We start from the raw sequence: 12,039 nt of genomic DNA, 5'->3' as shown, positions 1-12,039 counted from the left end.
CGAACCGGCTGCGCGGCGCCGGGATCTCCTGGACCTCCAGCGGGGGCTGCTCGGACCGCAACAACCCCAGCTGTACCTCGTTCGAGCAGATCAACCTGACCACCGTGCAGGGTGCCATCACCCTGAAGGGGGCCACCGGCTGCGCGCTCACCATCACCGGCGGCACGGAGACCGGGCACGCCTCCGGTACGTACAGCCACTGGAACGGCTACAAGCTGGACTTCAGCCCCACCAGCTGCCTCAGCAACTACATCACCGGCACCTTCACCAACATCGGCCCGCGCCCTGGTGACGGCGCCCAGCAGTACAAGTCCGGCTCGGGCAACATCTACGCCCGCGAGAGCAACCACTGGGACGTGACCTACTACAACTGCGGAGGCTGCTGACCCGCGGCACTAGCTCCCACCGACCGGCCGGCCGGCTGCAACGCGGCGCAACCTTTGCGCATGGCTGTATCCGGCACGGACAGTGGGCCCGGTGGGCGGAGGGTGGTGCCGAGTCGGCGCGGCATCCCCTCCGCCAACACCTGTGCGGCGGTCTTTTGCGGCGATTCGGCCTGGTCACCGGATGAGCGGCGGTGAAAACCCCCGATACGGTGAGAAGGTGCAGCCAGCAGAAGAAACATCGAAGCCGCCCGGCCGGCTCCGCAAGGCCCGCGCCCTGTACCGCAATGTGTCCAAGCGCAGGATGGCCTGGCTGCTGCTGAAGGACACCATCAATTCCTGTATGGAGTACCGGGTCACCGGGCTCGCCGCCGAAGCGGCCTTCTTCACCCTGCTGTCGCTCCCGCCCCTGCTGCTCGCCCTGATCGGGCTGCTCGGCTACTTCGACGCCTGGACCAGCACCGACACGGTGGCCACCATCCGGCAGAACATCCTCGACGCCTCCGCGACCGTGCTGTCCGATCGGGGCGTCAAGGAGATCGCCCGGCCGCTGCTGGACGATGTGATCAAGGGCGGGCGTCCCGATGTGATCTCGCTGGGCTTCGCCATCGCCCTGTGGTCGGGCTCCCGCGCGGTGAACGTGTTCGTGGACACCATCACGATCATGTACGGGCTGGAGGGGAAGCGCGGGATCGTCAGGACCCGTCTGCTGTCCTTCCTGCTCTATCTGGTGGCGCTCGTGATCGGGGCGGTGGCGCTGCCGCTGATGGTGATCGGGCCGGAGGCGGTGGTGGATCTGCTGCCGTCGAGCGGGGATCTCGTACCGGTCCTGTACTGGCCGGTGGTGATCGTGCTCTCCATCGCCTTCCTGACCACGCTCTACCACGTGTCCGTACCGGTGCGCTCACCGTGGCCGGAGGACATCCCGGGAGCGCTGGTGGCCCTCGCGATATGGGTGCTGGGCAGCTTTCTGCTGCGGATCTACCTGGTGCATACGGTCGAGGGCCCGACGATCTACGGCTCGCTCGCCGCACCCGTCGCGGTGCTGCTGTGGATCGGGGTGTCCGCCTTCGCGGTGCTGGTCGGGGCGGCGGTCAACGCCGCGATCGACCGGGTCTGGCCCTCGGTGGCCACGGCCGCCGGGCGTGCGGAGCGCGCCGCCCGTGCCCGGGAGGAGGCGGCCCGGCTGCGGGCGAGGGAGCAGCGCACGACGGACGACGGCGCGGCGGAGATCACCCCGCCGTCGGAGTTCCCCGAGCGCTGGGCCCAGTTCCTGCCGCACGGCGACATACGCTCGCGGCTGCACACGAAGCGCGAGGCGGGGGAGAAGACGGGCGAGAAGCCGGGGGAGAAGGCCGCCGGGAAGGCCGGGAAGGCCGCCGGTCGGCCCGCCGATCAGCCCTCGGGGACGGCACAGCCGACGGGGACACAGCCCTCGGGGAAGGCGGCCGGGGAGCCCCGGACGCCCCGGCAGGGGCCGAGGCGTCCGGAGGTGCGGTCCGCGGCGGACGGCGCGGACGGCGGCGCCACGGACAACACCGCCGCCGGTGGCACCGCCGCCCAGGACGACGCCACGGCCAGGGACGACACCGCGGCGGACGACGACCACCCGGTGCGCTGACCGCGCGCTGACGCGCCGCGCCCTACCCCGCAGGGGCGAACCGCACCGGCAGCCGCAGGAGGCCGCGCATCATGCTGGGGCGCCAGGCGAGGGTGTCCGGGTCGGTGTCCAGGGCCAGGTCCGGACACCGCTCCAGCAGGGCCCGCAGCGCGATCGTGGCCTCCAGCCGGGCCAGCGGCGCGCCCAGACAGTGGTGGACGCCGTGGCTGAAGCCCAGGTGGCCCCTGGCGTCCCGGTGGATGTCGAAGCGGTCGGGCTCGGCGAAGCGCCGCGGGTCGCGGTTGGCCGAGCCGAGCAGCACCAGGACCGGCTCACCCGCGGGGATCTTGGTGCCCGCGATCTCCACGGTTTCGGTGGTGAAGCGGTGCGCCGTGGACTGCGACGGGCCGTCGTAGCGCAGCATCTCCTCGACGGCGCCGTCCAGCAGCGCGTAGTCGGCCCGCAGCGCGGCCAGCTGCTCGGGGGCGCGCAGCAGCGCGCAGGTGCCGTTGGAGAGCAGATTGACGGTCGTCTCATGCCCGGCGACCAGCAGCAGGAAGGCCATGCCGAGCATCTCCTCGGACGAGAGTCGGTCGCCGTCCTCGTCCATCGTGCGCACCAGGGCGGACAGCAGATCGTCGCTCTCCGCCTCCCGCTTGGCCTCGATGAGCCGGGCCAGATAGCCGGTCATGGCGGCCACGGCGGCGCCCGCGGCCTCCGGGCCACTGGGGAAGACGATCTCGCCGGACCAGCCGCGGAAGTCGGCCCGGTCGGCCGCCGGTACGCCGAGCAGTTCGCAGATCACCGCCATCGGCAGCGGCATGGCGAACGCCTCCACGAGATCGGCCCGGCCGAGCGGGAGCATGGCGTCCAGCAGCTCGTCGGCGATCTGCCGGATGCGCGGCCGCAGGGCCTCGATCCGGCGGGCGGTGAACTCCCGCGCCACCAGCTTGCGCAGCCGGGTGTGGTCCGGCGGATCGGTCTGGAGCATGTTCAGCCCGATGGCGTTGCCCCCGTCGTCCTGCCACGAGGAGGAGTGGCGGATGTCATTGCTCATCCGGGGGTCGGTCAGGGCGGCGCGGGCCTCCTCATGGCCCACGATCAGCCAGACGTCGTCCGTGCCGTGGCTGGGCACCCGGTGCACCGGGCCCTGCTCCCGCAGCATGGCGTAGAGCTGGTACGGGTCGGAGACGATGTCCGTACCGGGCGGGACGAGCCTTTCGAAGGCGGGCAGGGTCATGGTGGCGTAGGTCCTTTCGGCGGCGGGTTTGGGTGGCGGGTTCACGGGGTGTCCGGCGGATCTTTCCCCTCCCCGCCCCTTCCCGCTACCAGGGGCTTCGCCCCTGGACCCGGGGTCTGGGGCGGAGCCCCAGTTGAGGGAAGGGGCGGGGAGGGGAACAGCCCGCCGCAGGCGTCACGATCTGTCGAACAACCCCTTGGGCGGCACGCTTCGACGGCGTGAGGGACGGTGTGGGCTGGGGCGGACGCGGTCACAGACCGCGTTCGGTGAGCCAGTTCTCGATGGCCTCGGTGGTCTCGGGGAGGTGGTGCTCCATGATCGTGAAGTGGTCTCCCGGGGTGGCCTGGGCGGTGTGCGGGAAGGGCCAGGCCGCGCGCCACGCGTCGCCCTCGAACCCCTCGGCCTGGTGGGGCATGGGCTCGGCCGCGCTGAGGAAGAACGTCGGGCTCTGGACGGGCCGCAGGGCGCACTCCTCCATCAGCAGCGCGTTGTAGCGCCCGCTCGCCGAGAGCTTGGCTCCGGTCAGCGCGAAGTCGCCGAGCAGCTGCTCCCGGGAGTCCAGGCCCTCGTTCAGCGCGATGTGGGTCTTCTCGGAGAACTGGTGGGTGGCCTCGAAGGTGTCGAGCAGCACGACCGCGCCGGGCGGTAGCCCCGCCCGCTCGGCCCGCTCCGCCAGGGCGTAGGCGAGCAGCCCGCCCATGGAGTGGCCGACCAGGACGTAGCGCTCGGCGCCGAGGGCCGCGCGCAGCTGGTGGAGGTGCAACTCGATCAGGGCGTCGAAGCTTTCGGCCACCAACTCGCCTTCGAGGTAACCGGGGTTGACCAGCGAGAGGACATCCCGCCTGCCCTCGAACATCTGCGCCATCATCCCGTACTGGATCGGCCCGGCGGTGGCGGTGATGGCGGGCAGACACACCAGAGTGGCCCGGGTGCCGTCGCCACTCGCCATCTTCACCGGCGGGAGGATGTGGTCGGCGGCGTCCTCGGCGGTGAAGGACGGCCGGAGCCGTCCCGCGGCCTGGATGAGCGCCATGCCCACCGACTGGGCCCGGCCGCTGGCGTACGCCTGGTGGTAGAGGGTGGTGAGGCTGTCGTAGGGGTCCGACGCCGGGGCCGCGGTGGCCTTCGCCAGCTCCAGCTCGATGGCGGACGGCGGCGGCGCGGAGCCGTCCGGCGCGGTCTCGGGCGCGGTCTCGGGCGCGGTCTGCTCCGGGGGCGTGGTGTCATCGGCCACGGGAGCGCTCGGCCGGACGGCGGCCCGGCCGTCCACCAGGGTGGCCAGGTGCCCGGCGAGCCGGTCAACGGTCGAGTGCTCGAACGTCGCCGTGGCCGACAGCCGGAGCCCGAGCAGCGTGGCGAGCCGGTCGCGCAGATCGATCCCGCGCACCGAGTCCATGCCGAGCGCCAGGAACTCGGTGTCCGGGCCGATCTCCGCGCCCGCCTCGTGGTGGAGCACCGCGCGCAGCTGTTCCCGGACGAGGTCCGCCAGCAGCCGCTCCCGCTCCTCGGGCGCGGCGTCCAGGACGCGCTGGGCGGCGGCGGTGTCCTGCGGCCGGGGGCCCGGCCGTTCACGCCGTACGGGACGGGCCGCACGCTCCTCCGCGGCCGCCTGCAACCGGTCCGCGGACACCGGCCGCAGCGTCAACTCATCGATGCGCGCGAGCGGCTGACCGTCGTCGCCCGTGAGATGGACGCCGATGGCATCCGGGCCGACGGCTGACAGCCGTACCCGTACGGTGGCGGGCGGGGCGGTGTCCGGGGTGGAGTGCAGCCGGACGCCGGTCCAGGAGAACGGCATCCGGATCGGCGCGCCCGCCGACTCCGCCCGGTCGGAGAACCCGCCGAGGCCGATCGCGTGCAGGGCGGTGTCGAGCAGCGCGGGGTGCAGCGCGAAGCCGTCCACCGGCCCACCGCCGGCCCCATCGCCCAGGGCCACCTCGGCGAAGACCTCCCCGTCGCGTCGCCAGGCCGACCGCAGACCGCGGAAGGCCGGGCCGTAGTCGAAGCCGTCGGACGCCAGCCGGTCGTAGAAGCCCGTCAGGCCGACAGCGCGGGCACCGGGCGGCGGCCATACGCCCGCCATCTCGGCGAACGCGACCGTGCCACCGCCCTCCTGACCGTCCTCCGGACTCGCCGGACCCGGTGCCACGACGGCCCGCACATGGCAGGTCCATCCCGCTGCCGTGTCCCCGGCCGCCGGCTCGGGGCGGGAGTGCACGGTGAGCTTCCGCCGGCCCTCCTCATCGGGCTCGCCCACCTGGATCTGGAGGTGGGCCGCCTCGGTGGCGGGGAGGAACAGCGGCTCCTGGAGGGTGAGTTCGGGCAGGTGCGGGCAGCCGACCGTACGCCCCGCGTACAGCGCCCAGTCGAGGAACACACTGCCGGGCAGTACCACACCGCCCAGCACCGCGTGGTCGGCGAGCCAGCGGTGAGTGGTCTGCGACAGCCGCGCGGTGAACAGCACCGTGTCGCTCCCGGCCGGGGTCACCGCCCCCGCCAGCAGCGGATGGCCCACCGCCGTGAGTCCGGCGCCGCCCACGTCCCCGGTGTGCTCGGGCGCGTCCAGCCAGTACCGCCGCGCGCGGAACGCGTACGTCGGCAGATCGACGGGCCGCCCGCCGTCGAACGCGGTCGCCCACGCCACCGCGCCTCCGGCCACGAACAGCTCCGCGAGCGCCGTGAGCAGCCGCTCCCGGCCGCCCTCGTCCCGCCGCAGCGTGCCCACCACCACGGCCGCGCGGTCCGCCGAAGTGTCTCGCGGCGTCCGCTCGATCCGCTCCTCGACCGTCTGCTCGATCCCGGGGATCAGTACCGGGTGCGGGCTCACCTCGATGAACACCGTGTGCCCGGCGTCGGCCAGGGCGCGGGTCGCCTGCTCGAACCGTACGGTCTCGCGGAGGTTCCGGTACCAGTACTCCGCGTCGGCACTCGCGCCGTCGAGGAGGGCGCCGGTCACCGTCGAGTACATCGGCACCTCGCCGGGGCGGGGTGTGATGGGCGCGGCCAGCTCCAGCAGCCGCTCACGGATCCGTTCGACCTGCGGGGTGTGCGAGGCGTAGTCCACCGGGACGCGGCGCGCCCGCACCCCGTCCCGTTCACACGCCGCCATCAACTCGTCCAGCGCCGCCGCGTCCCCGGCGACCACGGTCGAGCCGGGCCCGTTCACGGTGGCCACGCAGATCCGCTCGCCCCAGGGCGCCACCAGCTTCCCGGCCTCGTCCACCGGCACGGGCAGCGAGACCATGCCGCCCCGCCCGGCCAGTTCGCTTCCGATCAGCCGGCTGCGCAGCGCGACGACACGGGCGGCGTCCTCCAGCGAGAGCGCCCCCGCGACACACGCCGCCGCCAGCTCGCCCTGCGAATGCCCCACCACCGCGGCGGGCTCGACCCCATGGGACCGCCACACCCGCGCCAGGGACACCATGACGGCCCACAGCACCGGCTGCACCACATCGACGCGGTCCACCGACGGCGCGCCGGGGCGTCCGCGCACCACATCGAGCGGTGACCACTCCACATACCGGGCCAGCGCCCGGGCGCAATCGTCGAACGACTCGGCGAACTCCGTTGAGGCGTCGAGGAGTTCGGCCGCCATCCCGGCCCACTGCGAGCCCTGCCCGGGGAACACGAACACCGGCCCCGACCGGTCGGCGTCCACGGACCGGTCCGTGGACACACTCCGCACCACACCGGTGGCCGGTTCGCCACGGCCGAGCGCCGCCAGCCGGTCCAGGAAGTCCTCCCGGGTGCGGCCGATCACCACGGCGCGCCGGCCGAAGACGGCCCGGGACAGCAGCGAGCGGGCCACATCGGCGGGCGCCAGATCCGGTTCGGCGGCCAGCCGCTCCCGCAGCCTGCGGGCCTGGTCGCGCAGGCTGTCGGCGCTCTTCGCCGAGAGCACCCACGGCACCGCCACCGGCATCGGCTCAGTGGCGACGTCGGCGTCCGGTGCCTCCTCCAGGATCACATGGGCGTTGGTGCCGCTGATCCCGAACGACGACACCGCGCCGCGCCGTGTCCCACCGGCCGAGGGCCAGTCCTCGTTCTCCGTGGCCAGCCGCAGCGCACCCGGTGTCCAGTCCACCCGCTCGGTGGGGCGTTCGGCGTGCAGGGTGCGGGGTACGACGCCGTGCCGCAGGGCCAGCACCATCTTGATGACGCCCGCGACCCCGGCCGCCGCCTGGGTGTGGCCGAGGTTGGACTTCACCGAGCCCAGCACCACCGGCCGGTCGGCGGGCCGGTCCCGGCCGTACGTGGCGAGCAGGGCCTGCGCCTCGATCGGGTCGCCCAGCGATGTCCCCGTGCCGTGCGCCTCGACCACGTCCACATCGGCCGCCGTGAGGCCCGCGTTCGCCAACGCCTGCCGGATGACGCGCTGTTGGGCCGGACCACTGGGCGCGGTGAGGCCGTTGGAGGCGCCGTCCTGGTTGAGCGCGGAGCCCCGGAGCAGCGCCAGCACCCGGTGGCCGTGGCGGCGGGCGTCGGACAGCCGCTCGACCACCAGCATGCCGACGCCCTCGGCGAAGCCCATCCCGTCGGCCTCGGCGGCGAACGCCTTGGAGCGCCCGTCGGGGGCGAGCCCGCCGACCCGGCTGAACTCGACGATCGGCCGCGGGGTCGACATGACCGTCACCCCACCGGCCACCGCGAGGCCGCATTCGCCCTGCCGTACCGCCTGCGCGGCCAGGTGCAGCGCCACCAGGGACGAGGAGCACGCGGTGTCCACGGTGATGGCCGGGCCCTCGAGCCCGAGGGTGTAGGCCACCCGGCCGGTGGCCACGCTGCCCGCGCTGCCGTTGCCGAGATAGCCCTCGAAGCCGTCGGCCAGCTGCTGGGGGAAGCGCGTGGCGTAGTCGTTGTAGATCAGCCCGGCGAAGATCCCGGTCGGGGTGGCGCGCAGCGCGGTGGGGTCGATGCCCGCGTGTTCGAACGCCTCCCATGTGGTCTCCAGCAGCAGCCGCTGCTGGGGGTCGGTGGCCAGCGCCTCACGGGGCGAGATGCCGAAGAACTCGGCGTCGAAGTCGGCCGCGTCGTACAGGAAGCCACCGGCCGGCGCGTAGTCCCCGTCCCCGGGCGCGCCGGGGCGGCCCAGCTCGGCGTGCCAGCCGCGGTCGTCGGGGAAGGGGCCGATGGCATCCCGGCCTTCGGCGAGCAGCCGCCACAGCTCCTCGGGCGAGCGCACCCCGCCGGGGAAGCGGCAGCTCATCCCGACGATCGCGATCGGGTCGTCGTCATCGGCTGTCGTGGCCGCATGGGCCGACGCGGGGGCGGCGGGCCGGGCGGAGGTGGCTTCGCCGTCCGGTGCCAGGAGCCGCAGCAGCTCGGCCACCAGCGCGGCCGGGGTCGGATGGTCGAAGACGGTGGTCACCGGAAGCCGCAGCCCGGTGGCCGTGCCCAGCCGGTTGCGGAGCTCCACGGCGGTCAGCGAGTCAAAACCCAGGTCCCTGAAGGAGCGGTCCCCGGCCACCGCGTCACCGCCCGTATGCCCGAGCACCACGGCGGCCTGGGCCCGTACGAGGTCGCTCAGCGTGCGTTCGCGGTCCGCCGGGGGCAGCGTGACCAGGCGATCCCGCAGCCCGCCGCCGGTGGCCGTGTTGGCGGCGCCGCGCCGGACCGTCGTCGTACGGACCAGCCCGCGCAGCAGCGGTGCGGGCTCGCCGTGGCGGCGCAGCGCGGCCACATCCAGCCGCACCGGAACGCTGAGCGCGCGGGGTGCCCGTATGGCCGCGTCGAAGAGCGCCAGCCCCTGGTCCGTGGTGAGCGGCCGGACGCCCTGACGGCGCATCCGGTCGAGGTCGGTGGCGCCCAGGCCACCGGTCATCGTGCCGCGTTCGCCCCACAGGCCCCAGGCGAGCGCGTGTGCGGGCAGGCCCTGGTCGCGGCGGTGCCGGGCGAGGGCGTCCAGAAACGCGTTGGCGGCCGCGTAGTTGCCCTGGCCCGCCGAGCCCAGCACCCCGGCGGCCGAGGAGAAGAGCGCGAACAGCGCCAGATCCCGGTCCCGGGTCAGCTCATGCAGATACCAGGCGGCGTCCGCCTTGGGGCGCAGCACGGTGTCCAGCCGCTCGGGGGTCAGCGCGGAGACCACACCGTCGTCCAGCACCCCGGCCGCGTGCACCACACCGCGCAGCCTGGGCAGGCCGTCCAGCAGCGTGCCCAGCGCCGCGCGGTCGGTCACGTCACACGCCACCACCCGGGCCGTCGCGCCCAACTCAACCAGTTCGGCGATGAGTTCGCGCGCTCCGGGGGTGTCCGGGCCACGGCGGCCGACGAGGACGAGGTCGGTGACGCCATGGCGGGTGACCAGATGCCGGGCCACCGCCGAGCCGATGACGCCCGTGCCACCGGTGATCAGCACGGTGCCGTCGATCGCGTCCCGGGGCGGAGTGAGCACCACCTTTCCGGTGTGGCGCGCCTGGCTGATGTGGCGGAACGCCTCCCGCGCCCGGCGGGTGTCCCACGCCGTCACCGGCAGTGGCGCCAGTACACCCGCCGTGAACAGCTCGGCGAGATGGGCCAGCATCGCGCCCAGCCGCTCCGCCCCGGCCTCGGCGAGGTCGAACGCCCGATAGCCGACGCCCGGCCATCGCGCGGCCACCTCCTCGGCGTCCCGGACGTCCGTCTTGCCCATCTCGATGAACCGGCCGCCGCGCGGCAGCAGCGTCAGCGAGGCGTCGATGAACTCCCCGGCCAGGCAGTTCAGTACGACATCGACGCCCCGGCCGTCGGTCGCGGTCAGGAAGCGGTCGGCGAACTCCAGGGTGCGCGACGACGCCACCCGCTCGGCCGGAACGCCCATGCCGTGCACCACGGGCCACTTCGGCTCGCTCGCGGTGGCGTACACCTCGGTCCCGAGATGGCGCGCCAGCCGTACCGCCGCCATCCCCACGCCACCCGCGGCGGCGTGCACCAGAACCGACTCGCCCGCGCGCACCCGGGCCAGCTCGACCAGGGCGTAGTACGCGGTCAGGAACACGGCGGGTACCGACGCCGCCTGCGGAAACGTCCAGCCGTGGGGCATCCGCACGACCATCCGGGCGTCGGCCACCGCCACGGGGCCCGCGTACGCGCCCGACACCAGCCCCATCACCCGGTCGCCCACCGCGAGGCCGTCGACACCGGGGCCGACCTCCAGCACCACACCGGCGCCCTCGGCCGCGAAGAGCGCTTCACCGCTTGGCTCACCGCTGGGCTCACCGCTGGGGACGACGCCCAACGAGGCCAGTACGTCACGGAAGTTGACGCCCGTGGCGCGCACCGCGATCCGCACCTGGCCCGCGGCCAGGGGCTCCTCGACACCCGGAGCGGGCACGAGCCGCAGCCCCTCCACGGTGCCTCCGGTGTCCAGGTCCAGACTCCAGGCCCCTTCGGGGGCCGCCGGCATTCCGGCGCCCGATGGCGAGACCCGGCCCAGCCGGGGCACGGACACCGCTCCGGCGCGCACCACGAGCTCGGGCTCACCGGTGGCGAGGGCGGCGGTCAGCGCGGCCATGGACTCGGGCGCACCGTCCAGATCCACCTGCGCGAACCGGCCCGGGTGCTCCGAGCACACCGAACGCCACAGCCCCCGCACCCCGGCCAGCGCCAGCTCGGCCCGCTCACCCGGGAAAGCGGCCACCGCGCCCCGGGTCACCAACGCGAGCCGGGTTCCCTCGAGTTCGGGATGGCTCAGCCATTCGCGTACCGTCGCCAGCACGGCCGCCAGGCGGTCGCGGCTGGTGGCGGGCACGTCGGCGACATCGTCCGGGGCTTGTACCGAGAGAGCGGGCAGCACCACCAGCGGGGGCAGGGGTACGCCGGTGCGTACGGCGGCGAGGAGCGCGGCCACATCCGCATGGACGGGTGCGTCGGGTGCGTCGGAGGCGTCGGGCAGGGCAGTGCCGAGCACCGCCATGGGCTCCGTGGCCTCGGACGGCCGGAGGGGCAGCGGCGTCCACGTGACCTCGAAGAGCGCGTCCGGGGCCGTCCCGGTGGCGACCGTCAGCGCGTCGGCCGCAAGGGGCCGCGAGACCACCTCGTCGACGGTGAGGATCGGCAGTCCGGCGAGGTCCGTCATCCGCACCGAGATTCCGCCCGGCCCCGTGGGCGCTGTGCGCACCCGCGCGACGGTCGCGCCCGTGGCATACAGCCGCGCCCCGGAGAACGACAGCGGCATCATCCGCTCCGTCTCGCCCTCCAGGAGCCCCACCAACCGCGTCTGCAACGCCGCGTCCACCAGCGCCGGATGCACACCGAACCGGTCCGCGTCACCGGCGGCCGACTCCGGCAGCCGCACCTCGGCGAACAGCTCCTCGTCCCGGCGCCATACGGCACGCACGCCCTGGAACACCGGGCCGTAGCCATAGCCGTGGTCCGCCAGCCGCTGGTAGAACGCGTCGATGTCCACCGGCTCCGCGCCGGTGGGCGGCCACTGGGCCTCGGCCTCCGGCTCCGTGTCCGTGTGCTCGTCACCGGGCGACGACGCGGAGGCCGTCAGAGTCCCCGTGGCATGACACACCCAGTCCGCCGGATCGTCGTCCTGCTCCGGGCGGTGCGGCCGGGAGTGCAGCCGTACGGCGCACGCGCCCCGCTCGTCCGCCGTGTCGATGCCCACCTGGATGTCGAGGGCGGTGTCATCGGACGGCACGGTCAGCGGGGTGTGCAGGACCAGCTCGTCCAGCCGTTCGGCGCCCATGTGCTGCCCGGCCCCCAGCACGAGCTCCAGCAGGGCCGCGCCCGGCACCAGGACCCGGTCCAGCACCATGTGGTCGGCCAGCCATGGATGCGTACGGGTGGAGATCCGGCCCGTGAACACGAACCCGCCGCCCTCGGCCATGCTC

Annotated in this window: 4 protein-coding genes; 2 read left to right on the top strand and 2 right to left on the bottom strand. The window is 73.9% G+C overall.

The window, feature by feature from the left end; all coding sequences use genetic code 11:
• Positions 1-386 (top strand): hypothetical protein (locus GWI24_RS30580; RefSeq protein ID WP_210949120.1); only part of this gene is annotated, 386 nt, incomplete at its 5' end.
• A 217-nt stretch (positions 387-603) separates the two neighbouring features.
• Positions 604-2,004 carry a YihY/virulence factor BrkB family protein gene (locus GWI24_RS30575; protein WP_308344139.1) on the top strand — a complete coding sequence of 467 codons (1,401 nt, stop codon included), beginning with the start codon at positions 604-606 and terminating at the stop codon, positions 2,002-2,004.
• Positions 2,005-2,026: 22 nt separating this feature from the next.
• Here the strand turns inward: GWI24_RS30575 and GWI24_RS30570 are convergent, their stop codons facing one another.
• Together GWI24_RS30570 and GWI24_RS30565 are read right to left on the bottom strand one after the other, a co-directional pair.
• Entirely contained in the window at positions 2,027-3,223 is a 1,197-nt protein-coding gene (locus tag GWI24_RS30570; RefSeq protein WP_210949119.1) for a cytochrome P450, read from the bottom strand.
• A 250-nt stretch (positions 3,224-3,473) separates the two neighbouring features.
• Positions 3,474-12,035 (bottom strand): type I polyketide synthase, encoded by an 8,562-nt coding sequence (locus GWI24_RS30565; RefSeq protein WP_247617091.1) that lies wholly within the window; start codon positions 12,033-12,035, stop codon positions 3,474-3,476.
• Between the last annotated feature and the right edge of the window lie 4 nt (positions 12,036-12,039).

The organism is Streptomyces sp. MK37H (assembly GCF_018035285.1).
Taxonomy (GTDB): Bacteria; Actinomycetota; Actinomycetes; order Streptomycetales; family Streptomycetaceae; genus Streptomyces; species Streptomyces endocoffeicus.
The sequence above is the reverse complement of the archived record's forward strand: the minus strand, read 5'-3'. Positions and strand labels throughout refer to the sequence as shown.

Bases quoted from the DNA above. Each gene is read 5' to 3' on its own strand.
- GWI24_RS30565 (WP_247617091.1), bottom strand. From the start codon at position 12,035: ATGGCCGAGGGCGGCGGGTTCGTGTTCACGGGCCGGATCTCCACCCGT.
- GWI24_RS30570 (WP_210949119.1), bottom strand. From the start codon at position 3,223: ATGACCCTGCCCGCCTTCGAAAGGCTCGTCCCGCCCGGTACGGACATC.